Annotated in this window: 22 protein-coding genes; 7 read left to right on the forward strand and 15 right to left on the reverse strand. The window is 71.3% G+C overall.

Going from position 1 to position 21767, the window contains the following annotated elements:
- The first annotated feature begins 89 nt into the window (after nt 1-89).
- A complete protein-coding gene (locus JT723_RS23635; protein ID WP_205046782.1) occupies nt 90-458 on the forward strand; it encodes an SH3 domain-containing protein in 369 nt (122 codons plus the stop codon).
- A 158-nt stretch (nt 459-616) separates the two neighbouring features.
- Nucleotides 617-1120, forward strand: a complete 504-nt coding sequence (locus tag JT723_RS23640) for an NUDIX domain-containing protein (protein WP_205046783.1) — start codon at nt 617-619, stop codon at nt 1118-1120.
- A gap of 82 nt (nt 1121-1202) precedes the next feature.
- On the opposite strand, the gene JT723_RS23645 is transcribed toward JT723_RS23640, so the two are convergent.
- On the reverse strand, nt 1203-2798 hold the full coding sequence (locus JT723_RS23645; protein ID WP_205046784.1) for an MDR family MFS transporter: 1596 nt from the start codon (nt 2796-2798) through the stop codon (nt 1203-1205).
- A 214-nt stretch (nt 2799-3012) separates the two neighbouring features.
- On the opposite strand from JT723_RS23645, the gene JT723_RS23650 reads away from it, so the two are divergent.
- Nucleotides 3013-3618, forward strand: coding sequence for a TetR/AcrR family transcriptional regulator (locus tag JT723_RS23650; RefSeq protein WP_205046785.1), 606 nt, complete (start codon nt 3013-3015; stop codon nt 3616-3618).
- A gap of 116 nt (nt 3619-3734) precedes the next feature.
- Here JT723_RS23650 and JT723_RS23655 read toward each other — a convergent pair whose 3' ends face one another.
- On the reverse strand, nt 3735-4451 hold the full coding sequence (locus tag JT723_RS23655; protein ID WP_205046786.1) for a M23 family metallopeptidase: 717 nt from the start codon (nt 4449-4451) through the stop codon (nt 3735-3737).
- Between the two features lie 337 nt (nt 4452-4788).
- On the reverse strand, nt 4789-7299 hold the full coding sequence (locus JT723_RS23660) for an ATP-dependent Clp protease ATP-binding subunit (RefSeq protein ID WP_205046787.1): 2511 nt from the start codon (nt 7297-7299) through the stop codon (nt 4789-4791).
- Nucleotides 7300-7726: 427 nt separating this feature from the next.
- Between JT723_RS23660 and JT723_RS23665 the strand changes: the two genes are divergently transcribed.
- Nucleotides 7727-8335 carry an SCO3374 family protein gene (locus JT723_RS23665; RefSeq protein ID WP_205046788.1) on the forward strand — a complete coding sequence of 203 codons (609 nt, stop codon included), beginning with the start codon at nt 7727-7729 and terminating at the stop codon, nt 8333-8335.
- On the opposite strand, the gene JT723_RS23670 is transcribed toward JT723_RS23665, so the two are convergent.
- The 10 genes from JT723_RS23670 to JT723_RS23715 all read right to left on the reverse strand — a co-directional run bounded on the left by JT723_RS23670 (nt 8266) and on the right by JT723_RS23715 (nt 15765).
- Nucleotides 8266-8604 carry a histone-like nucleoid-structuring protein Lsr2 gene (locus JT723_RS23670; protein WP_205046789.1) on the reverse strand — a complete coding sequence of 113 codons (339 nt, stop codon included), beginning with the start codon at nt 8602-8604 and terminating at the stop codon, nt 8266-8268. The two genes, JT723_RS23665 and JT723_RS23670, sit on opposite strands and share 70 nt — an antisense overlap.
- Before the next feature lie 120 nt (nt 8605-8724).
- Nucleotides 8725-9243, reverse strand: a complete 519-nt coding sequence (locus JT723_RS23675; protein ID WP_205046790.1) for an amino-acid N-acetyltransferase — start codon at nt 9241-9243, stop codon at nt 8725-8727.
- 9 nt (nt 9244-9252) lie between these two features.
- Nucleotides 9253-9648 carry a BlaI/MecI/CopY family transcriptional regulator gene (locus JT723_RS23680; RefSeq protein ID WP_033174115.1) on the reverse strand — a complete coding sequence of 132 codons (396 nt, stop codon included), beginning with the start codon at nt 9646-9648 and terminating at the stop codon, nt 9253-9255.
- Between the two features lie 66 nt (nt 9649-9714).
- Nucleotides 9715-9891: a hypothetical protein gene (locus JT723_RS23685; RefSeq protein WP_205046791.1), complete on the reverse strand. Its 177-nt coding sequence runs from the start codon at nt 9889-9891 to the stop codon at nt 9715-9717.
- A gap of 29 nt (nt 9892-9920) precedes the next feature.
- Nucleotides 9921-10220, reverse strand: a complete 300-nt coding sequence (locus JT723_RS23690; protein WP_205046792.1) for a hypothetical protein — start codon at nt 10218-10220, stop codon at nt 9921-9923.
- 113 nt (nt 10221-10333) lie between these two features.
- Nucleotides 10334-11128: a type III pantothenate kinase gene (locus tag JT723_RS23695; protein ID WP_205046793.1), complete on the reverse strand. Its 795-nt coding sequence runs from the start codon at nt 11126-11128 to the stop codon at nt 10334-10336.
- Nucleotides 11129-11134: 6 nt separating this feature from the next.
- Nucleotides 11135-12100, reverse strand: a complete 966-nt coding sequence (nadC, locus tag JT723_RS23700) for a carboxylating nicotinate-nucleotide diphosphorylase (protein WP_205046896.1) — start codon at nt 12098-12100, stop codon at nt 11135-11137.
- Nucleotides 12101-12242: 142 nt separating this feature from the next.
- Entirely contained in the window at nt 12243-14033 is a 1791-nt protein-coding gene (locus tag JT723_RS23705; protein ID WP_205046794.1) for an L-aspartate oxidase, read from the reverse strand.
- Nucleotides 14030-14860 (reverse strand): pantoate--beta-alanine ligase, encoded by an 831-nt coding sequence (gene panC, locus JT723_RS23710; protein WP_205046795.1) that lies wholly within the window; start codon nt 14858-14860, stop codon nt 14030-14032. The genes JT723_RS23705 and panC overlap by 4 nt, the downstream gene beginning before the upstream one ends.
- Nucleotides 14857-15765, reverse strand: coding sequence for a Rossmann-like and DUF2520 domain-containing protein (locus JT723_RS23715; protein WP_205046796.1), 909 nt, complete (start codon nt 15763-15765; stop codon nt 14857-14859). Before JT723_RS23715 ends, panC begins: the two co-directional genes overlap by 4 nt.
- Nucleotides 15766-16172: 407 nt before the next feature.
- Here JT723_RS23715 and JT723_RS23720 point away from each other — a divergent pair, with 407 nt between their 5' ends.
- Together JT723_RS23720 and JT723_RS23725 are read left to right on the forward strand one after the other, a co-directional pair.
- Nucleotides 16173-17381 carry a sensor histidine kinase gene (locus JT723_RS23720; protein ID WP_205046797.1) on the forward strand — a complete coding sequence of 403 codons (1209 nt, stop codon included), beginning with the start codon at nt 16173-16175 and terminating at the stop codon, nt 17379-17381.
- A gap of 17 nt (nt 17382-17398) precedes the next feature.
- The gene (locus JT723_RS23725; protein WP_205046798.1) at nt 17399-18088 is read left to right on the forward strand and encodes a response regulator transcription factor; all 690 of its coding nucleotides are present in this window, start codon (nt 17399-17401) and stop codon (nt 18086-18088) included.
- 9 nt (nt 18089-18097) lie between these two features.
- On the opposite strand, the gene JT723_RS23730 is transcribed toward JT723_RS23725, so the two are convergent.
- The gene (locus JT723_RS23730; protein WP_205046799.1) at nt 18098-18439 is read right to left on the reverse strand and encodes an ArsR/SmtB family transcription factor; all 342 of its coding nucleotides are present in this window, start codon (nt 18437-18439) and stop codon (nt 18098-18100) included.
- A 103-nt stretch (nt 18440-18542) separates the two neighbouring features.
- Between JT723_RS23730 and JT723_RS23735 the strand changes: the two genes are divergently transcribed.
- A complete protein-coding gene (locus tag JT723_RS23735; protein WP_205046800.1) occupies nt 18543-19514 on the forward strand; it encodes a quinone oxidoreductase family protein in 972 nt (323 codons plus the stop codon).
- Between the two features lie 367 nt (nt 19515-19881).
- Here JT723_RS23735 and cdgB read toward each other — a convergent pair whose 3' ends face one another.
- The gene (cdgB, locus tag JT723_RS23740; protein WP_205046801.1) at nt 19882-21543 is read right to left on the reverse strand and encodes a diguanylate cyclase CdgB; all 1662 of its coding nucleotides are present in this window, start codon (nt 21541-21543) and stop codon (nt 19882-19884) included.
- Between the last annotated feature and the right edge of the window lie 224 nt (nt 21544-21767).

Genomic DNA, 21767 nt, shown 5'->3' on the forward strand with positions numbered 1-21767 from the left:
TCAAGTCTCTGCCCCCGTGCGACGGGGGCGGCAGGCGTGAACCGGACATCACACCCGAACAAAGGGAGGGAACCCACGTGCTGAAAAGGATGCACATCGGACTCATGGCGGGAGCCGCCCTGCTCGGCGGCGGCCTGGTGCTCGCACCGTCGGCGTCGGCCGACGTCTCGCCAGACGTCGCCTGCAGCTTCTACCACCACAACGCCGACGCGGGCAGCGGCACGGTCACGGCCAGCAGCCTGGCCCGCCGCGAGGGCCCGTACACGTACTGCGACGCGTACGGCTACGCCGCCGGCGGCGCGAAGATCTACTACTGGTGCTACGACTACGGCAGCTCGGTCACCGGCAACGGCATCACGATGGACACCTGGACCTACGGCCGGATCTCCGGTACGAGCCAGGAGGGCTGGTTCAGCGACGTCTACCTCAGCAACCACGGCGCCACGCACCAGTGCTGACGGCCCCGTACCGGTCCGGCCGCGCCCCGGGCTCGGCCCGGGCCAGGTAGCCGGGCCGCACTCTCGACGGATCCATGGCGGGGACACCGTCCGGCTGTTGCCGGGCGGCGTCCCTCGCTCATGCGCAGACCCTAGGCTTCGGCGAGGGAGGGATCACCATGGAACAGCCGGGGACCGGCAGGCAGGAGCGGGCGCTGGCGCCTGCTGTGGGGGCCATGACCCTGCTGGCCGCCGCCGTCATCGTGCATGACCTCGACCAGGATCGGGTCGTCGTGCTGCAGCGGGGGGCGGGGGCGAAGTACGGGGAGGGGATGTGGGATCTGCCGGTCGGGAAGGCGGATCCCGGGGAGGCGGTGACCGCGGCGGCCGTGCGGGAGCTGCGGGAGGAGACGGGGCTCGTCGTCAGGGGCGAGGACCTGGCGCTGGCGCATGTCGTGCACGGGTCCTGGGGCGTGGAGTCACCCAACGGGTTCCTGACCGTCGTGTTCGTGACGCACGCGTGGCAGGGCGAGCCGGAGAACCGGGAGCCGGGCAAGCACGACCAGGTGCGCTGGGCACGGACGGACGACCTGCCGGACGGCTTCGTCCCGTCGATCGGCATCGCCCTGCGGGCCTACCTGGACGGCGGACCGCCCCGCCTGACCCAGCGCGGCTGGGACTGACCCGGCAGCGACAGGCGCAGCCCCTCGCGTCCGGCGAAGGACGCGAGGGGCTGCGGTACGTACGCGGCTGCCCGACCGGAGGTCAGATGGCGTCGGCGAGCAGCGGCTCTTCCTCGACGGGAGCCTCCTGCTTGGACGCCGGGCCGCCGCGCAGCGGGGTCTCGACGATGAACCAGGCGGCCAGGAAGCCGAGCACCGAGATCACGGCGCCCCACAGGAAGACCGTGTGCGTGCCGGAGGCGACTGCGTGGAAGTACGCGTTCTTCACGTCCGGCGGGAACTTCGCGATGGTCGCCGGGTCGAGCTGGGCGCCGCCCTTCGTGGCGGCGGCACCGGCCGCGGAGGACTCCATGCCGTGCTGGACCTTGTGCGAGAACAGCGCACCGAAGAGGGAGACGCCGAAAGAGCCGCCGATGGTGCGGAAGAGCGTCGCGGACGACGAGCCGACGCCGATGTCCCGCATCTCGACGCTGTTCTGCGCGATGAGCATGGTGATCTGCATGATGAAGCCCATGCCCGCGCCCAGGACGGCCATGTAGATGCCGGAGGTGAGGCGGGTGGTGTGGACGTCCATCATCGACAGCAGGACCAGGCCGACGGTGATGAGCGCGCCGCCGACGATCGGGAAGATCTTGTAACGCCCGGTAGAGGTTGTCACCCGGCCCGCGACCATCGAGACGGCCATCATCGCGAGCAGCATCGGCAGCAGCAGCAGGCCGGAGTTGGTCGCCGAGGCGCCCTGGACGGTCTGCTGGTAGAGCGGCAGGAAGGTCATCGCGCCGAACATCGTGAAGCCGACCAGGAAGCCGATGGCCGAGATCAGCGAGAAGTTCGCGTTGCGGAAGATCCGCAGCGGCATGATCGGCTCGGGCGCGCGGGTCTCGGCGTAGATGAACGCGGCCAGCGTGACCAGGCCCAGCACCAGCAGGCCGATGATCTGCACGGAGCCCCAGGCGTACTGCGTACCGCCCCAGGTGGTGAGCAGCACCAGCGAGGTGATCGCGACGGTCAGCAGCGAGGCGCCCCAGTAGTCGATACGGCCCTGGCTGCGCTTCTTGGGCAGGTGCAGCACGATGGTGACCATCGCGAGGGCGACGACGCCGATCGGCAGGTTGATGTAGAAGCTCCAGCGCCATCCCCAGTTGTCGGTGATGGAGCCGCCGACGAGCGGGCCGCCGATCATGGCGATGGCCATGACGCCGGCGATCAGGCCCTGGTACTTGCCGCGCTCGCGGGGCGGGATCATCTCGCCGATGATCGCCATCACGCCGACCATCAGACCGCCGGCGCCCAGGCCCTGGAAGGCCCGGAAGGCGATCAGCTGGTCCATGCTCTGCGCCATGCCGGAGGCCGCGGACCCGATCAGGAACATCACGATCGAGGTGAGGAAGATGCCCTTGCGGCCGTACATGTCGCCGAGCTTGCCCCAGATCGGGGTGGAGGCGGCGGTGGCCAGCGTGTAGGCGGTGACGACCCACGAGAGGTGGTCGAGTCCGCCGAGCTCGCCGACGATGGTGGGCATGGCGGTGCCGACGATCATGTTGTCGAGCATCGCGAGGAGCATGGCGATCAGCAGGCCGACCATGACGACGCGCACGCTGCGTTGTCGCGGCCCGCCGTCGGTGCTCGCACCCGGTGCGCCCGGTGACACCGGCTCTACTGCTTCGGTCTGGGACATGACCGGTTCCTCCCCCGTCGTGAGGGCGGTGGTTTCAGGGGTACTTACTTGCCGCCCGGCTAGCAGATTCGTGCATCAGCAAGGTACGTTGTTTACTAGCCGGGCGTCAAGTAAGTGCGTAGCCTCGGAAGCAGGGCCTACCGTGTGGGCTTATAGCCGGTCACACTCCCTGAAGTGGGACGTGACGTAGTGCAGCCAGGAGAGCGACAAGGCAATGGGCACACCGCAGCAGGAACCGCAGTCGCAGGCGCAGCCGCGCAGGAGCGACACGCGTCGGCGCATCCAGCAGGTCGCCCTTGAGCTGTTCGCCGAGCAGGGATACGAGAAGACCTCGCTGCGGGAGATCGCAGAACGGCTCGACGTCACGAAGGCCGCGCTGTACTACCACTTCAAGACCAAGGAAGACATCCTCAGCAGCATCGCCGAGGACCTGGCCAGGCCGATGCGGGAGCTGATCGCCTGGGCCGAGGGCCAGCCGCACTCGCTGGCCACCAAGCAGGAGATCCTGCGCCGCTACAGCGACATCCTGTGGGGCTCGGTCGACCTCTTCCGCTTCATCCAGGAGAACCAGGCGACGGTGCGCGAGCTGACCGTCGGCGAGAACTTCCGCAGCAGCATGAAGGCGCTCGGCGAGCTGATCAAGGACCCGAGCGCACCGATCGCCGCCCAGGTACGCAGCGTCACCGCGCTCTTCTCGATGCACGCCGGCATGTTCGTGACGCAGAACGTCGAGGGCGACCCCGAGGAGAAGCGCGCGGCCATCCTCGAGGTCGCCCTCGATCTCGTCGCCCAGGCCGAGACGAGTGTCCTTACGGGTTGACTCGCCGGCGGCAGGTTGACGCTCTGTGCTGTTCTACCGACGCCGCTGGGCGCGCCGGGGGCTGCTGCTGGCGCCGGGGGCTGCTGCTGGCGCCGGGGGCTGCTGCTGAGCGCTGCTTACGGGTTCACGCCGTGGGCGCGCAGGAAGTGCAGCGGCTCGACGGAGGAGCCGTAGACCGGGGTGGTGCGGACCTCGAAGTGCAGGTGCGGGCCGGTCGAGTTGCCGGTGGAGCCGGACTTGCCGATCTCCTGGCCGGTGATCACGTGCTGGCCGACGTGCACGCCGATCTTCGACAGGTGGCCGTACTGCGTGTAGAGGTGCGACCCGTGCTTGATCACGATGTTGTTGCCGTACGCGCCGCCCCAGCCCGCCGTCACGACGGTGCCGGTGTGCGCGGCCCGCACCGAGGTGCCGGACGGCACGACGAAGTCCTGGCCGGAGTGGGTGTGGATCCAGTGCGAGCCGACCTGGTGGTAGCCGGCGCCGAGCACGTAGTGGGCGGCCGGGGTCATCCAGCCGGCGATCCGCGCCTTGCGGTCGGCGGCGGCCTTGGCGGCCGCCCGCTTCTTCGCGTCCGCTGCGGCCTTCGCCTTGGCCTTGGCCTGGGCGGCGGCGTCCTTCTGCGCGGCCGCCTGCTTGGCGAGGACGTCGGAGACGCTGCTCGCGCTCGCGGTGGCGGCGGAGGCGGGAGCCGCCTCGTGCGCGCCGCTCGCGGCGAACGCTGCGGTCGAGCCCAGCGCGAGCGCCGCGACCATACCTCCGGTCACCACGGCGACCCGGCCACGGCTCATGGACTTAAGGGCGCGGTTCTTCATCGTCGAGTTCTTACGCATGCAGAAAATAACCTCACTGGGTGGGGGTATCGGGCCGGTGCGGCCCGTCGCTCCACCTTGGTAACCCGGCCCCGACCGGCCCGGCAAACACCCCCTCTCCTACCCGAGGTCGTAGGAAACGGGACAAAACGCCCCTATCGCCTGACAGTGGTGCATGGGGCCACTAATCCCGGTAGTAAGTGGCGCGGGTCACGTGCGGCGCCTCACTCGGGAGCCCCCGGAGAGACCCTGCGGCGGGCCGCGCCAAGTCCCGGCGGCAGGCAGCGAAAAGCCCCGGCCCCGGACCTCAGATGAGGTCCGGGGCCGGGGCCGTGTCGCCTGGGTGCCGCCGGAGGGGTCAGCTCTCCTTGGACAGGTTCGGGGTCTCGACCGGCGGGGCGTCCGCCACCGTGACCTTCTCCTCGCCGCGGAAGGTGAACGTCGCCGTCTCACCCTCGCCCTCGACCTCCACGACCACGATGTGGCCGGGACGCAGCTCGCCGAAAAGGATCTTCTCGGAGAGCGAGTCCTCGATCTCGCGCTGGATCGTCCTGCGCAGCGGCCTCGCGCCCATCACCGGGTCGTAGCCGCGCTTGGAGAGCAGTTCCTTGGCCTCCAGGCTCAGCTCGATGCCCATGTCGCGGTCGCGCAGCCGCTCGTCCACCGCGCTGATCATCAGGTCGACGATCTGCAGGATGTCCTGCTGGCTGAGCTGCGGGAAGACGATGACGTCGTCCACACGGTTGAGGAACTCGGGGCGGAAGTGCTGCTTGAGCTCGTCGCTGACCTTGTTCTTCATCCGCTCGTAGCCGGACTTCGTGTCGCCCTGGGCGGCGAAGCCCAGGTTGAAGCCCTTGGAGATGTCGCGGGTGCCGAGGTTGGTGGTCATGATGATCACCGTGTTCTTGAAGTCGACGACCCGGCCCTGGGAGTCGGTCAGGCGGCCGTCCTCCAGGATCTGCAGCAGGCTGTTGAAGATGTCCGGGTGCGCCTTCTCGACCTCGTCGAAGAGCACGACCGAGAACGGCTTGCGCCGCACCTTCTCGGTGAGCTGGCCGCCCTCCTCGTACCCGACGTAGCCGGGCGGGGAGCCGAAGAGCCGCGAGACGGTGTGCTTCTCGCTGAACTCCGACATGTCGAGCGAGATCAGCGCGTCCTCGTCGCCGAAGAGGAACTCGGCGAGCGCCTTGGACAGCTCGGTCTTACCGACACCGGACGGGCCGGCGAAGATGAACGAGCCACCGGGGCGCTTGGGGTCCTTCAGACCCGCACGGGTGCGGCGGATCGCCTTGGACAGCGCCTTGACGGCGTCCTTCTGCCCGATGATGCGCTTGTGCAGCTCGTCTTCCATGTGCAGCAGCCGGGAGGACTCCTCCTCGGTCAGCTTGAAGACCGGGATGCCGGTGGCGGTGGCGAGGACCTCGGCGATCAGGTCGCCGTCGACCTCGGCGACGACGTCCATGTCGCCGGCCTTCCACTCCTTCTCCCGCTTGGCCTTCGCGGCGAGCAGCTGCTTCTCGTTGTCCCGCAGGGACGCGGCCTTCTCGAAGTCCTGCGAGTCGATCGCGGACTCCTTCTCCCGGCGCACCTCGGCGATCTTCTCGTCGAACTCGCGCAGGTCCGGCGGCGCCGTCATCCGGCGGATCCGCATCCGGGAGCCGGCCTCGTCGATCAGGTCGATCGCCTTGTCCGGCAGGAAGCGGTCCGAGATGTAGCGGTCGGCCAGCGTGGCGGCCTGCACCAGGGCCTCGTCGGTGATGGACACCCGGTGGTGGGCCTCGTACCGGTCGCGCAGACCCTTGAGGATCTCGATGGTGTGCGGCAGCGACGGCTCGGCGACCTGGATGGGCTGGAAGCGGCGCTCCAGGGCCGCGTCCTTCTCCAGGTACTTGCGGTACTCGTCGAGCGTGGTGGCACCGATGGTCTGCAGCTCGCCGCGGGCCAGCATCGGCTTGAGGATCGAGGCCGCGTCGATCGCGCCCTCGGCGGCGCCGGCGCCGACCAGGGTGTGCAGCTCGTCGATGAACAGGATGATGTCGCCGCGGGTGCGGATCTCCTTGAGCACCTTCTTCAGGCGCTCCTCGAAGTCACCGCGGTAGCGGGAGCCGGCCACCAGGGCGCCCAGGTCCAGGGTGTAGAGCTGCTTGTCCTTGAGCGTCTCGGGCACCTCGCCCTTGACGATCGCCTGGGCCAGGCCCTCGACGACGGCGGTCTTGCCGACGCCGGGCTCGCCGATGAGGACCGGGTTGTTCTTGGTGCGGCGGGACAGCACCTGCATGACCCGCTCGATCTCCTTCTCGCGCCCGATGACCGGGTCGAGCTTGGTCTCTCTTGCGGCCTGGGTCAGGTTGCGGCCGAACTGGTCCAGGACGAGCGAGGTCGAGGGGGTGCCCTCGGCCGGCCCGCCGGCCGTCGCCGACTCCTTGCCACCGGAGTAACCGGACAGCAGCTGGATGACCTGCTGCCTGACCCGGTTCAGATCGGCGCCCAGCTTCACCAGGACCTGGGCGGCGACGCCCTCGCCCTCGCGGATCAGGCCGAGCAGGATGTGCTCGGTGCCGATGTAGTTGTGACCCAGCTGAAGAGCCTCGCGGAGCGACAGCTCCAGGACCTTCTTGGCCCGGGGGGTGAAGGGGATGTGGCCGGACGGGGCCTGCTGCCCCTGGCCGATGATCTCCTCCACCTGCTGGCGGACCGCCTCAAGAGAAATCCCGAGGCTCTCCAGGGCCTTAGCGGCGACACCCTCACCCTCGTGGATCAGGCCCAGGAGGATGTGCTCGGTGCCGATGTAGTTGTGGTTGAGCATCCGGGCTTCTTCCTGAGCCAGGACGACAACCCGCCGCGCGCGGTCGGTGAACCTCTCGAACATCGTTAATCGCTCCTCAGAGCGGTCGGGCAGTGAGGGGTCGGTCCCCTCCCTGTCCTTCCGCATGCTAGTCCCGCACAGCGGCGCCGCTCACGTATCCACCCCCGCTGCCGCGGGGAAAGCTGCGCTACCGGCTGACGTCACTCCCACAACCTCGATGGTGCGAGACGATGTTCCCGCAGGCCAGGCGAATACGTCTTTATCAACTACGCCCATGGCGAACGCCTGCCGTGCCTGCCGTCACACCAGCCCTTCCCACTAGGTACTTCTTACCCTCAGCGACCGACACTCCACACCGGATGTCCGACAGGTGTGCGCTACGGGCGAACAACCTTGCGCCGGGGCGAACAGTTCAAGCCGGGCGCCGCTCCCCCGGAATCGTACATTCCGCACACCGTACGTGTTCCGTCGCGCACGATACGTAACCAGGATGCGACCCGGCAGTTGCACTGGCATGGGCTGGTACGAGCACGAGCTGGGGTGGCCGCTGTCCGGGGCGCTGCCGCCGGGGCTGGTCACCGGGGTGCGCTTCGACGCACTCGACGTGCCGGCCGCGGCCGGGTACGCGCTGCTGGCCCGCTTCCCGCGGCCGGGGGAGCTGGGCCCCGTGGCGCTGGACGGCCACCGGGTGCGGCTGCTGGTGGCGGCCGGGGCCGCGGAGGAGCTGCCGGGACTGCTGGAATGGCTGGAGTGGGGCGGCATCGCGCTGGACGTGGCCGCCCTGGGGGCCGGGCAGCAGATGCGGGCGCCGGCGCACCCCGAGTGGGGCCGCCGGGAGGCCGCATACGACCGGTCGGCACCGGTGTGGCTGCGGCCTCCCCGGCCGGGTGTCGAGGTGGAGACCACGCTGCCTGCGCTGCGGGTCACCGGAGGAGCCGATGGATCGGGGGTCCCCATCGGCCTTCCGACGCTCGTCGCCGCGCTGGCGACGGCCTGCCACCGGATCGCGCTGCGGGCGCACACCCAGGATCAGCCGTGGGCCTTCTCGTACGCCTCGCGGATCGTGGCCGGCACGCGGCCGCGGTCGTTGACCTCGTAGCCCTTCTCCTTGGCCCAGGCGCGGATCTTGGCGGTGTCGGGACCCGACGCGGCGCCGCCGCGTACGGCCTTCGTCCGCCCGCGGCCGACCCGGCCGCCCGTCCTGCGACCACTGTCCGTGTACGGGTTGAGCAGCCCGCGCAGCTTGTCGGCATTCGCCGTGGTGAGGTCGATCTCGTACGTCACACCGTCGAGTGCGAACGTCACGGTCTCGTCCGCCTCACCGCCGTCGAGGTCGTCAACGAGAAGGACCTGAACCTTCTGTGCCACCGGCTTCCCTTTCATCGAAAACGGATTAACAGTAAAAGCAAAGCGCCTTTGCGGGGAAAACACAAACCCCTTGCACGAAGCGGTCCGCCCGAGACAGTGCGATCCGGACAAACCGGAACGTCACAGTTGCAGCAGCATGCGGCTGTTGCCCAAGGTGTTCGGTTTCACTCGCTCCAGGTCCAGGAACTCGGCGACTCCCTCGTCATTGGAACGGAGCAGCTCGCCGAACACATCGCGGTCCACGGGTGTGTCCCCGGTCTCGCGGAAGCCGTGCTTCGCGAAGAAGTCCACTTCGAACGTGAGGCAGAAAATGCGGCGCACTCCCAGCCAGCGGGCGGTCTGCAGCAACTTCGCCAGCAACTGGTGTCCGACTCCGGCGCCGCGCAGCAGCGGGTCCACAGCCAGCGTCCTGACCTCGGCCAGGTCCTCCCACATCACGTGCAGCGCCCCGCAGGCGACCACGGCGGCGTCCTCGTCCCGTTCGGCGACCCAGAACTCCTGGATGTCCTCATAAAGCGTCACCGTCGGCTTGTCGAGCAGGATGCGGTCGCGCACATACGAGTCCAGCAACCGCCTCACCGCCGGGACATCAGCGGTGCGGGCCCTGCGGATGGTGACGTCATTCGACACGAGGGGCATGCACGGACGCTATCGTCCTTCGGCTTCCGTCGGACCCGAGGGGTCCACGGACTGGATGATGCGCATTGCGTCACGGACCGCTTCACGCTGTTCCGGCGACATCATGCCGAAGAAGTGCACGAGGGCCGCGGCGGGGTTGTCGCTCGCGGCCCAGGCTTCGTTCATCAGTGCGGCCGAGTATGCGGCTCTCGTCGAAACCGCCTCATAGCGATAAGCACGGCCATCGGCCTCCCTGCGCAGCCACCCCTTCTGGCGCAGGTTGTCCATTACGGTCATCACGGTGGTGTAGGCGATCGTCCGCTCCCGCGCCAGGTCCTCGAGAACCTCACGAACGGTGACCGGCCGGTTCCACTCCCACACCCGGGTCATGACAGCGTCTTCGAGGTCTCCCAATGGCCGGGGCACACTCGGAATACTAAGCGCTGGTAAGGCTAAATGCCCGGAATGCGAACCCGTCGGGGATTCGGGGGCTCAGCTGTCCTTCGCTGCGGTCTGGCGCGCGGCCTCGGCCTGGGCGAACGCGGCGTCCACCGCCGCGTCCTCCCGGGCCTTGTTGGCGCCGCCCTGGTGCTTGATCATCGTGACGATCACACAGGTGAAGAAGATCGCCATCACCAGCGGCGGCACGATCGCGGAAACGTAGTCCATGCCGCCAGCGTAACGACGCCTTCCCGGCGTCAGGCCGCAGGGGTCAGCACAGCGGCCACGGCTGCGGCCACCGCGGCGGCCGCCGAGGCGTCGTCGCCCTCGGGGCGGGGCGCGGGGCGGCGCCCGGGCGGCCAGATCTCGGCCGGGGTGGGCGTACGGCGGCCCGGCTCGGGCGCCGCGGGCTCGGGGGCGCCGGGCGCGGGCGGGGCAGCGGGGGCCGGCCTGGGCCTGGGCTTCGGGGCGGGCTCGGCGTCGGGTCCTTCGCCGGCCGAGGGGCCGGCGGGAGGCAGGGCGGGCGGGAGGGCGAGCAGGCGGCGGGACGCGGTCACAGGGGCCTCCAGACGCAGTCGACGTCGATGCCCTGGACCTTAAGTGGCAATCCGACAATTACGCCGCAATTGGTCACCCCCGGGTGTGTTTCCCCCCGGGGGTGACGCGGTGGTCACGTGGTGGACACGTTCCGCTCGTAGACCAGGCGCAGGCCGATCAGGGTCAGCCACGGCTCGTGCGTGTCGATGATCGACGCCTCGTTCAGCACCAGCGGCGCCAGGCCGCCGGTGGCGATCACCGTGACGTCGTCAGGGTCGTCGGCCAGCTCGCGCGCCATCCGCTCGGCGATGCCGTCGGCCTGGCCGGCGAAACCGTAGAGGATGCCGGACTGCATCGCCTCGATCGTGTTCTTGCCGATCACGCTGCGCGGCCTGGCCAGCTCGATCTTGCGCAGCTGGGCGCCGCGCACCCCGAGCGCGTCCACCGAGATCTCGATGCCCGGCGCGATGGCGCCGCCGATGTACTCCCCGCGCGCCGAGACCGCGTCGAAGGTGGTGGCGGTGCCGAAGTCCACCACGATGCACGGGCCGCCGTAGAGGTGGACCGCGGCCAGCGAGTTGATGATCCGGTCGGAGCCCACCTCCTTGGGGTGGTCGACCAGGATCGGCACCCCGGTCTTGACGCCCGGCTCGACCAGCACCGCCGGCACGTCGCCGTAGTAGCGCCGGGTCACCTCGCGCAGCTCGTGCAGCACCGAGGGCACCGTCGAGCAGATCGCGATGCCGTCGATGCCGTCGCCGAGGTCGCCCAGCAGCGGGTGCATGCCCATCAGGCCCTGGAGCAGCACCGCCAGCTCGTCCGCGGTGCGGCGCGAGTCCGTGGAGATCCGCCAGTGCTCGACGATCTCCTCGCCGTCGAAGAGCCCGAGGACGGTGTGGGTGTTGCCGACGTCGATGGTGAGCAGCATCCGCCTCTACGCTTCCGCTCGCAGGTCGAGGCCGATGTCCAGGATCGGGGAGGAGTGGGTCAGTCCGCCCACCGACAGGAAGTTCACGCCGGTCTCGGCGTAGGCGCGGGCCGTCTCCAGGGTGAGCCGGCCCGAGGACTCCAGGAAGGCCCGGCCGCCGACGATCGCGACGGCCTCCGCGGTCTCGGCCGGGGTGAAGTTGTCCAGCAGGATCAGGTCGGCGCCGGCGTCCAGCACCTCGCGCACCTGGTGCAGGGTGTCGACCTCGACCTCGATCGCCACGTCGGGGAACTCCTCGCGCACCAGCTTGAAGGCCTGCGCGACCCCGCCGGCGGCCACCACGTGGTTGTCCTTGACCAGAGCCGCGTCCGACAGCGACATGCGGTGGTTGGTGCCGCCGCCGCAGCGGACCGCGTACTTCTCCAGCGCCCGCAGGCCCGGCGTGGTCTTGCGGGTGTCGCGCACCTGCGCCCTGGTGCCCTCCAGCAGGTCCGCCCAGGCGCGGGTCGCGGTCGCGATGCCGGACAGCCGGCACAGCAGGTTGAGCGCGCTGCGCTCGGCCGTGAGCAGGTCGCGGGTCCTGGTGCGCACGGTCAGCAGCTTCTGGCCCGCGGCGACCCGGTCACCGTCCTCCACATGCCGCTCGACCTCGAACTCGTCGGTGCACACCACCGACAGCACCGCCTCCGCGACCCGCAGGCCCGCGACCGTACCGGCCTCGCGGGCGGTGAAGTCGCCGACCGCCCGGGACTCCTCGGGGACGGTCGCCACCGTGGTGATGTCCACGCCCTGGTCGAGGTCCTCCTCGATCGCCATGTGCGCGATGTCCTCGACCTGGACCGGGTCGAGGCCCGCCTCGGCGATCAGCTCGGCCAGGTCGGGGTCGAGGCCGCACTCCAGCGGGTCGAGGCCGTACTCCTCGCCCTCCGCCCCGCAGCCGCAGCCGTCACCGCAGCCACCGCCGCCGCTCATCTCGTCCGGCGGGCCGATCTTCGGCAGCGGGAGGGCGACGGGCTGCGGGCGGTCGGGGCTGGTCACTGGTGCTCCTTGGTGAGGTGGTGCCTGGCGGCAGGGCTACGGGGGGAGTGTGCCGCGGGCCGGCGGCGGGAGGGGGCTACGGGCGGGTGCCCCCGGCCCCATCATCCCCGACGACGCCCGCCGCCCGCGCGGCACGGACCGGCGGGAAGTCCGGCCCCTGCGTCGTACGGACGTCGAGCGTGCGGTGCGGGGTGAGGCGTACGACGAGGTGGCGCCGCCAGTCGCGGTCGTCCCGCTCCGGCCGGTCCTCGCGCCAGTGGCAGCCGCGGGTCTCCTCGCGGCGCCGGGCGGCGGCGACCAGGACCCGGGCGACCAGACTCAGGTTGGTGGACTCCCACGTCTCCACGCAAGGCTCCGCGGTCTTGCCTTCCCTGTCGTACGCCTCCACGGCCGCGGTGTGCAGCCGCTCCAGGGCGCCCGCCGCCACCGTCAGGGACTCCGCGCTGCGCAGCACGCCCGCGCCCGCGGTCATGATGCGCTGCACCTCGAAGCGGGCCTCGGAGGCCAGCAGCGGGGCGCCGCCGGGCGCCGGGACCACCGGCTCCGCGGGCGGCGCCGAGGAGTCGGCGAGGATGTCGGCGGCGATCCGCTCGGCGAAGACCAGGCCCTCAAGCAGCGAGTTCGACGCCAGCCGGTTCGCGCCGTGCACACCGGTGCAGGCGACCTCGCCGCACGCGTACAGGCCCGGCACCGTCGTCCGCCCGTACAGGTCGGTGCGCACACCGCCCGAGGCGTAGTGCGCGGCAGGGGCCACCGGGATCAGCTCGGTCACCGGGTCGATGCCGTGCGAGCGGCAGGCGGCCAGGATCGTCGGGAAGCGCTCGGCCCACATGGCCGCGCCGAAGTGCCGGCCGTCGAGGAACATGTGGTCGGTGCCGGTCTCCTGCATCCGCCGCGTGATGCCCTTGGCGACGATGTCCCGCGGCGCCAGCTCGGCCAGCTCGTGCTGCCCGACCATGAAGCGCGTGCCGTCCGCGTCGACCAGGTAGGCGCCCTCGCCGCGCACCGCCTCCGACACCAGCGGCTGCTGGCCCTCGGCGTCCGGGCCGAGGAACAGCGGGGTCGGGTGGAACTGCACGAACTCGATGTCGCTGACCTCGGCGCCCGCACGCAGCGCCAGGGCCACGCCGTCGCCGGTCGACACCGCCGGGTTGGTGGTCGCCGAGAACACCTGCCCCATACCGCCGGTGGCCAGCACCACGGCCCGGGCGTGAACGGCGCCCACCCCGTCGCGGCGGCCCTGCCCCATCACGTGCAGGGTGACGCCCGCGGTACGGCCGGCGGCGTCGTTGAGCAGGTCGAGGACCAGCGCGTTCTCGATCAGCTCCAGACGTGGGCCTCCTGCCCGGGCGATTCCCGCGGCCCTTACCGCGCCGATCAGCGCGCGGGAGACCTCCGCACCCGTCGCGTCGCCGCCCGCGTGCGCGATACGCCGCCGGTGGTGGCCGCCCTCCCGGGTCAGCAGGATCTCCCCGCTGACCGGGTCGGTGTCGAACCGGGCGCCGGTCTCGATGAGCCGCCGCACCGCGCCGGGACCCTCGCTCACCAGGGTGCGGACCGCCGGCTCGTCGCACAGCCCCGCACCCGCGACCAGGGTGTCGTCCAGGTGCTGCTCGGGGGTGTCGCCCTCCCCCAGGGCCGCGGCGATACCGCCCTGCGCCCAGCGCGTCGACCCGTCGTCCAGGTGCGCCTTGGTCACCACGGTGACCTTCGCCCCCGCGGCGGCACACCGCAGCGCCACGGTGAGCCCGGCGACCCCGGACCCCACCACGACCACGTCGGCGCTGATCGCCCACCCGGGCGCGGGGGCGTACAGGCGTATGCCGGTACTGCTGCCGGCGCTGCTGCCGGCTCCAGATGCGTTCATTGCGCGGCTCCGAATTCCAGCGGGATGTTGTCGATCAGCCGGGTGGCGCCGACCTTCGCGGCCACCGCCAGGACGGCGGGGCCTGTGTGGTCGGGGGCGGCCTCCGTGAAGTCGGCGGGGTCGACGAGGGCCAGGTAGTCGGGGCTCAGCCCCGTCGCGGCGGCCTCCGCAAGGGCTGCCGCCCGTACGGCCTGCGGCCCGTCCGCCGCCTTGTCGCGGCCGGCGAAGAGAGCCCGGGACAGGGCCAGCGCCTGCACGCGGTCCTGCGCGGTCAGGAAGCGGTTACGGCTGGACAGCGCCAGGCCGTCAGGCTCGCGCACGGTCGGGGCCGCGGCGATGCGCACGGGGAAGTTGAGATCCGTGGCCATACGGCGGATCAGCGCGAGCTGCTGGGCGTCCTTCTGGCCGAAGACGGCCGCCTCCGGCCGGGTCAGATGGAGCAGTTTGGCGACGACGGTGAGCATGCCGTCGAAGTGGCCCGGGCGGGCGGCGCCCTCGAAGCGCTCGCCCATCGGGCCCGCGCTGACACGGACCTGCGGCTGCCCGCCGGGGTAGACCTCGTCCACGTCGGGGGCGAAGACCACGTCGGCGCCCTCGCGGGCGGCGATCTCGACGTCCGCTTCGAGGGTGCGCGGGTAGCGGTCCAGGTCCTCGTTCGCCCCGAACTGCAGCGGGTTGACGAAGACGGTCACCGTGACGGTGCCCGTGCCCGCGAGCCTGCGGGCCTCGCGGATCAGCGAGGCGTGGCCCTCGTGGAGCGCGCCCATCGTCATCACCACCGCACCGCAGGGCGCCAGGTCCCCGGCGTGGTGGACAAGCTCGGTCATGCGATGCCCCCGTCTCTCGGGCTGGGTTCGTCGGACAGGGCGCCGAGCAGCGCCTCGGCGAACTCGGCCTTGAGCATGCCGTTGGCCAGGGCGCGGTCCGCGGTCGCGCGGGCCATGGCCACGTAGGAGGGCACCGTGTCGGGGGCGTGCTCGCGCAGTTCGCGCAGGTGGGCCGCGACGGTGCCGGCGTCGCCCCGGGCGACGGGTCCCGTGAGGGCGCCGTCGCCCGACCGCAGGGCGTTGTCCAGGGCCGCGCCCAGCAGCGGGCCGAGCATCCGGCCCGGCTCCGTCACGCCCGCGAGGCCCAGCAGGTCCCTGGCCTGGGCCACCAGCGTCACCAGGTGGTTCGCGCCGATCGCCAGGGCCGCGTGGTAGAGCGGGCGGGCCGACTCCTCGACCCACTCCGGTTCGCCGCCCATCTCGATGACCAGGGCCTCGGCGGCCAGCCGCAGTTCGCCCGGTGCGGTCACCCCGAACGAGCACCCGGCCAGCCGCTGCACGTCCACCGGGGTGCCCGTGAAGGTCATCGCCGGGTGCAGCGCCAGCGGGAGCGCGCCCGCGCGCAATGCCGGGTCCAGCACGGCCGTGCCGTACCGGCCCGAGGTGTGGACCAGCAACTGGCCCGGGCGGACCGCGCCGGTCTCCGCCAGGCCTCTGACGAGGTCGGGGAGCGCGTCGTCAGGGACGGTCAGCAGCACGAGGTCGGCCGCGGCCATCACCTGGCCGGGCTCGACCATCGGCACGCCCGGCAGCAGGGCCTCGGCCCTGCGCCGCGACGCCTCGGACACGCCCGAGGCCGCGACGGGGCGGTGCCCCGCCAACCCCAGGGCCGCGGCCAGTGCGGGTCCCACCCGCCCGGCCCCCACGACGCCCACGGTCAGACGGCCGGGCCGTTCCTCCACCATTTCGCCTCCCGCTGCGGGCTTCTCGTCAATCCTACGTTAACCCCCTCGGCAGGGTCGCCCTCCAGGCAGGTGCCACTTGCTGTGGCGTTGCTTTCATTCCCGCTCCCCGGGCTGGGTGCGCAGTTCCCCGCGCCCCTGAAAGACGCTCACCCTGCGGGGAGAGGGCGCCCACCAGGGGCGCGGGGAACTGCGCGACAAGCCACGACGTAGCCGCAAGCAGGCAACGCACCGCAACGCACCGCAAGGGGCAGTCGCCCAGGCCGCCGCCGGCGGGGGAAAGTAACCAACGCCACAGCAAGTGGCACCGTCGGGAGCAGCCCCGCAGGGGGTTGTCCACCTTGGGGATTAGGGGGAGATCGCTCCCGGGGCTGACCCCGGAAGAAGAAGCGTTACCTACGCTGGCTTATGTGCAGCGCGTCTACGAATTCCTCCGCAAACACCCGACGTGGGTCGACAGCTTCTGGGCTGTCGTCCTGCTCGCGGCGTGCGCGGTGTGGATCGCCGCGGACCGCACGCCTTCCCCGGCGGCGCGAGCCGCCGCCGTGCCGTTGTCGCTGGCCCTGGCCGTGGTCGTGGCGCTGCGGCGCCGGTCGCCGGAGAAGATGCTGCTGCTCGCGATCGGCACGGGCGTGGCACAGCTGGTGCTGGACGTGCAGGCGCCGAACCCGGGCGACGCGGCGATGCTGGTGGTCATCTACACGTGCGCGTCGAACGGCGCGCGCTGGTCGTCGCGGCTGGCGCTGACCGCGGGCCTGCTGGCGACGCCGTTGTCGATGGTGCGCTGGCCGCCGCACGACGAGTACTCGACGATCTGGACGACGCTGATCCAGACGTTCTTCCTGACGGTGATCTTCGCGCTGTCGTGGGTGATCGGCGACCGGCTGCGGACCCGGCGGGCGTATTACGCGCAGTTGGAGGAGCGGGCCGAGCGGCTGCACCGGGAGCGGGAGGCGCAGTCGAAGGCGGCGGTGGCCGCCGAGCGGGCGCGGATCGCCCGGGAACTGCACGATGTGGTGGCGCACAACGTGTCGGTGATGGTGGTGCAGGCGGACGGCGCGGCCTATGTGCTGGACGTGGCGCCGGACCAGGCCAAGCAGGCGCTGAGCACGATCTCCAGCACGGGCCGCCAGGCGCTGGCGGAGATGCGCAGGCTGCTGGGGCTGCTGCGGGCGGGGGACGACGCGGGCGGGGAGTACGTGCCGCAGCCCGGGGTGGACCAGCTGGCGGATCTCATCGACCAGGTGCGCGGGGCGGGGCTGCCGGTGCGGTTCGAGGTGGCGGGGCAGGCCAGGCCGCTGTCGAGCGGGGTGGAGCTGACGGCCTACCGGATCGTGCAGGAGGCGCTGACCAACGTCCGCAAGCACGGCGGGGACGGGGCGAGCGCGAGTGTGCTGCTGGGGTTCGGGGACGCGGCGCTCGACCTGCTGATCGAGGACGACGGGCGCGGGGGCAGGGACGGCCTGTACGAGCAGGGCGGCAGGGACGGGCTCGGGCAGGGCCTGATCGGCATGCGGGAGCGGATCGGCATGGTCGGCGGCACGCTCGACGCCGGGCCGCGTCCCGAGGGCGGTTTCCGCATCAGCGCGGTGCTGCCGCTGACCGCGGCGGGCAAGTGAGCGAGGAGAGGGATCTGATGGCGATCCGCGTCATGCTGGTGGACGACCAGGTGCTGCTGCGTACGGGCTTCCGTATGGTGCTGGCCGCGCAGCCGGACATGGAGGTCGTGGCCGAGGCGGGCGACGGTGCCGAGGCGCTGGACGTGCTGCGGGCGACGGCGGTCGACGTGGTGCTGATGGACGTGCGGATGCCGCGGATGGACGGTGTGGAGGCGACGCGGCGGATCTGCGGGGGCGAGCGGCAGCGGGGCGGCGACGGGCCGCGGGTGCTGATCCTGACGACCTTCGACCTGGACGAGTACGCGTTCGCCGCGCTCAAGGCGGGGGCTGCGGGCTTCATGCTCAAGGACGTGCCGCCGGACGAGCTGCTGGCGGCGATCCGCGCGGTGCACAGCGGTGACGCGGTGGTGGCGCCGAGTACGACCCGGCGGCTGCTGGACCGCTTCACGCCGATGCTGCCGACGGCGGGCTCCGAGCCGCGGCACCAGGAGCTGGACAAGCTCACCGACCGGGAGCGCGAGGTGCTGCTGCTGGTGGCGCAGGGCCTGTCCAACGGTGAGATCGCCCGCAAGCTGGTGCTGTCGGAGGCGACGGTGAAGACGCATGTGGGCCGCATCCTGACGAAGCTGGATCTGCGCGACCGGGTGCAGGCGGTGGTGCTGGCCTACGAGTCGGGGCTGGTCAGGGCGGGCGGCGGCGCCCTGTGACGTACGCCGCTACGCCGGCTGCTGCGGGTCGGGGCGCAGGGCGAGGTCGAGCAGTCCGGGGAAGCGGGCGTCGAACTCGGCCCTGCGCAGCCGGTTGAGCCGTTTCGGCCCGGCGTCGCGCTGTTCGACCAGGCCCGCGGCCCGCAGCGTGGCGAAGTGGTGGCTGAGCGCGGCCTTGCCGACGGGTACGTCGAAGGAGCCGCAGGTGCGCTCCCAGTCGGCGCAGCCGTCCAGTTCGCGGACCAGCCGCAGACGTACGGGGTCGGCGAGAGCACTAAGTGCCGTCAGGAGGGGTACGTGGTCGGGGTGGGTGTGATCCGGGGCGGCCCGGTGTGCCCGCGGTGCGGTCATGGCGTCCTCCCGGAGGTGGAATCAGACCGAGTTGCCGAGTGTTCGACCAGAATCATACACTCAACGGTGTTCGCTTTTCATTGAACAGCAAGGGGGAAGCGCCATGCGCGCCATGATCTTCGAGGAGTTCGGCGGACCTGAGGTGCTGCACCAGGTGGACCTGCCGGAACCGACGCCGGGACCGGGCGAGATCACCGTCGACGTCGCCTACGCGGGCATCAACTTCGCCGACGTCCTCGCCAGATCCGAGGGCTACCGCGTCGACGCCCTCCCCTTCCGCCCGGGCCTCGAAGTCGCCGGACGGGTGCGCGCGGTCGGCGAAGGCGTCACCGCCTTCACCCCCGGACAGGAGGTCACCTCCTTCATGCGCGGCGGCGGTTACTCCGAGATCGCCGTCGCACCCGCCGCCACCACCTTCCCCGTACCGCACGGGCTCGACCTGCGCGCCGCCGCGTCACTGCCCAGCGTGCTGCCCACGGCGTACGCCCTGCTGCACGACATCGCGCGGCTGCGCGAAGGCGACACGGTCCTCGTACACAGTGCCGCGGGCGGTGTCGGCACCGTCGCGGGACAGCTCGCCCGGCTGGGCGGGGCCAGTGCGGTCTACGGCGTCGTCTCCAGCTTCGACAAGGCGCCGCACGCACTCAAGTCCGGTTACGACCAGGTGTTCCTGACGCCGGACTTCGACACGGACGTGCTGGCCGCGACGGGAGGGCGGGGCGTCGACATCGCCCTCGACCCGATCGGCGGCGACACCTTCCGCCGCACCCTCGCCGTGACCGCGCGCTTCGGGCGGCTCGTCTCCTTCGGCAACTCCGGCTCCGCGGAACCCTGGACTGTCGGCGCCGCCGACATCTACCCGGCCGCGCTCACCGTCTCCGGCTTCTCCCTCATGGGCCTGGCCGCCGCGGACCCCTCCCGCCTGCGGGAGCTGGCCGACGCGGCTTTCCGTGCGGTGACGGACGGTGGCGTGGAGCTTCCCGTCACCGCCGAGTTCGCCCTCGCGGACGCGGGCGCCGCCCACAGCCTGGTCGAGTCCCGCTCGACGACCGGCAAACTCCTGCTCCGCATCTAGGGGGTTGCCACTTCCTGTGGCGTTGCGTCTCCCCCGCCGCACTGGCTTGTCGCGCGGTTCCCCGCGCCCCTGAGGTCCTGCCCCTTGCGGCGAGCGATCGTCTTTCCCGCCGTCGTGGCTTGTCGCGCAGTTCCCCGCGCCCCTTTTGCTTGCCCCCTTCCCGCAGGGTGAGCGTTTTTCAGGCGGCGCCCTCTGCGGAAGAGGGTGAGCGTTTTTCAGGGGCGCGGGGAACTGCGCCACCAGCCCGGACCGGTGGGAAGACGCGTCGCCACCGCAAGTGGCAACCCCCGAGGCGCCCCCGCCGGGGGAAAGCCGACCGCCCACCGCAAGGGGCACACCAGGCGACCAGGGCCGGGTGAGGCCAGGTTCAGCCGGCGCGGCGGTGGTTGGGGCGGGCGCCGGAAGAAGAGCGGGAGCGCTTCTCGACGTACATGCGCTGGTCCGCCGAGTGGAGCACCTCTTCCGCGGTCATGCCGCAGCCGGCCCAGCCGATGCCGAAGCTGGCGCCGACGCGGACGGCGCGCCCGTCGACCCTGATGGGCGGGATGATCGCGTTGCGCAGCCGCACCGCGAGGTCCGCCGCGTCGGCCGGGGCGAGCCCGTCGGCGAGGACGACGAACTCGTCACCGCCGAGCCGTGCGACGGTGTCACCGTCGCGTACCGCGCCGGTGAGCCGGCGGGCGACCTCGATGAGGACGGCGTCACCGGTGTGGTGGCCGAAGCGGTCGTTGATGGACTTGAAGCCGTCGAGGTCGCAGAACAGGACGGCGAGCCCCTTGGCGGGAGCCGGGTCGTTCTCGTCGGGCGCGACGGTGTGGACGTGCGAGTCGTAGCCGATGGCGCCGAGCGGCGCGGCCAGTTCGTCGGGTCCGTAGCCGTAGCTGAAGGCGAACTCGTCGGGGCCTTCCGCCTCCGCGGCGAGGGCCGCGGCGTCCTTGTCCTGCGGGCGGGAGCAGAGCCGGGCGGAGAGCCGGGCGCGCAGTTCCGCGCTGTTGGGCAGGCCGGTGAGCGAGTCGTGGCTGGCCCGGTGGGCGAGCTGCAGTTCGCGGCCCTTGCGCTCCTCGATGTCCTCGACGTGGGTGAGCAGGAAGCGCGGCCCGTCGGCGGTGTCGGCGACGACGGAGTTGCGCAGCGAGACCCACACGTAGCTGCCGTCGCGGCGGGCGAGCCGCAGTTCTGCCCGGCCGCCTTCCGCCGAGGTGCGCAGCAGCAGGCCGACGTCCTCGGGGTGGACGAGGTCGGAGAAGGAGTAGCGGCGCATGACGGAGCTGCTGCGGCCGAGCAGCCGGCACAGCGCGTCGTTGGCGCGCAGCAGCTTGCCGTGCTGGTCGCCGCCCATCTCGGCGATGGCCATGCCGCTGGGGGCGTACTCGAAGGCCTGCCGGAAGCCCTCCTCGCTGGCGCGCAGCGCCTGCTGGTCGCGTTCGAGCCGGACCAGGGCGCGCTGCATGTTGGCGCGCATACGGGCGTTGCTGATCGCGATGCCGGCCTGGAAGGCGTACATCTGGAGGGCTTCGCAGCCCCAGGGGCCGGGGTGGCGGCCGGTGGAGGGGCGGTCCACGGACAGGACGCCGATCAGCTCGCCCGCGCCGTTCTGCGAGGAGTGCATGGGGGCGTAGAGGCGGTCGCCGGGGTGCCATTCGTCGGCGAAGCGGGGCAGCGGGCCTTCGGTGTGCCACTGGGGCACGTCGTCGTCGGTGAGGACCCAGCCCTCGGTGTGCGGGATGAAGCGCAGCGAGCCCCAGCGCTGGCCCATGCTGAGCCGCCGCTCCCAGGACGCGCGCGGGCCGACCTTGCCGGACAGCAGGGCCTCGCCCGCGGTGCTGCCGGCGAAGGCCGCGACGACGAGGTCGCCGTCGGGGCGTACCAGGTTGACGGCGGCCAGGTCGTAGCCCAGCCCTTTGACCACCCCGTCGGCCACGGCCTGCAGGGTGTCGGCAAGACTGCGTGCCGTGTTGAGGTCCGCCACGACCTGGTGCAGTTGACGCAAGGTCGCGAGGCGGACATACGGCTCCGACTCGGTATCCATGCCCCTCTCCGCGCCCTCGACAACAACTCCCGTGATCTCTGCGATACATCCGACGACACCGATGGCACCGGTTTACACCGGCCACTGAATCACAGCGAGCTGTGCGGTCGGTACACAGGGTCAACAATTACTGCTTCTTGTGACTCAAGTCACATCATCGGGTGAGCGTACGGATACGGAGGGTGCAGGAGAGGTCCTAGGACCCGGCCGCGGTATGACTGCGA

Origin of the sequence: Actinacidiphila bryophytorum, from assembly GCF_016916835.1 — a bacterium.
GTDB classification, from domain to species: Bacteria; Actinomycetota; Actinomycetes; order Streptomycetales; family Streptomycetaceae; genus Actinacidiphila; species Actinacidiphila bryophytorum.

What these genes read in the sequence shown, in the direction of transcription:
- JT723_RS23635 (WP_205046782.1), top strand. Translation starts at nt 90, where the DNA reads ATGCACATCGGACTCATGGCGGGAGCCGCCCTGCTCGGCGGCGGCCTG.
- JT723_RS23640 (WP_205046783.1), top strand. Translation starts at nt 617, where the DNA reads ATGGAACAGCCGGGGACCGGCAGGCAGGAGCGGGCGCTGGCGCCTGCT.
- JT723_RS23645 (WP_205046784.1), bottom strand. Translation starts at nt 2,798, where the DNA reads ATGTCCCAGACCGAAGCAGTAGAGCCGGTGTCACCGGGCGCACCGGGT.
- JT723_RS23650 (WP_205046785.1), top strand. Translation starts at nt 3,013, where the DNA reads ATGGGCACACCGCAGCAGGAACCGCAGTCGCAGGCGCAGCCGCGCAGG.
- JT723_RS23655 (WP_205046786.1), bottom strand. Translation starts at nt 4,451, where the DNA reads ATGCGTAAGAACTCGACGATGAAGAACCGCGCCCTTAAGTCCATGAGC.
- JT723_RS23660 (WP_205046787.1), bottom strand. Translation starts at nt 7,299, where the DNA reads ATGTTCGAGAGGTTCACCGACCGCGCGCGGCGGGTTGTCGTCCTGGCT.
- JT723_RS23665 (WP_205046788.1), top strand. Translation starts at nt 7,727, where the DNA reads ATGCGACCCGGCAGTTGCACTGGCATGGGCTGGTACGAGCACGAGCTG.
- JT723_RS23675 (WP_205046790.1), bottom strand. Translation starts at nt 9,243, where the DNA reads ATGCCCCTCGTGTCGAATGACGTCACCATCCGCAGGGCCCGCACCGCT.
- JT723_RS23685 (WP_205046791.1), bottom strand. Translation starts at nt 9,891, where the DNA reads ATGGACTACGTTTCCGCGATCGTGCCGCCGCTGGTGATGGCGATCTTC.
- JT723_RS23695 (WP_205046793.1), bottom strand. Translation starts at nt 11,128, where the DNA reads ATGCTGCTCACCATCGACGTCGGCAACACCCACACCGTCCTCGGGCTC.
- nadC (WP_205046896.1), bottom strand. Translation starts at nt 12,100, where the DNA reads ATGAGCGGCGGCGGTGGCTGCGGTGACGGCTGCGGCTGCGGGGCGGAG.
- JT723_RS23705 (WP_205046794.1), bottom strand. Translation starts at nt 14,033, where the DNA reads ATGAACGCATCTGGAGCCGGCAGCAGCGCCGGCAGCAGTACCGGCATA.
- panC (WP_205046795.1), bottom strand. Translation starts at nt 14,860, where the DNA reads ATGACCGAGCTTGTCCACCACGCCGGGGACCTGGCGCCCTGCGGTGCG.
- JT723_RS23715 (WP_205046796.1), bottom strand. Translation starts at nt 15,765, where the DNA reads ATGGTGGAGGAACGGCCCGGCCGTCTGACCGTGGGCGTCGTGGGGGCC.
- JT723_RS23725 (WP_205046798.1), top strand. Translation starts at nt 17,399, where the DNA reads ATGGCGATCCGCGTCATGCTGGTGGACGACCAGGTGCTGCTGCGTACG.
- JT723_RS23730 (WP_205046799.1), bottom strand. Translation starts at nt 18,439, where the DNA reads ATGACCGCACCGCGGGCACACCGGGCCGCCCCGGATCACACCCACCCC.
- JT723_RS23735 (WP_205046800.1), top strand. Translation starts at nt 18,543, where the DNA reads ATGCGCGCCATGATCTTCGAGGAGTTCGGCGGACCTGAGGTGCTGCAC.
- cdgB (WP_205046801.1), bottom strand. Translation starts at nt 21,543, where the DNA reads ATGGATACCGAGTCGGAGCCGTATGTCCGCCTCGCGACCTTGCGTCAA.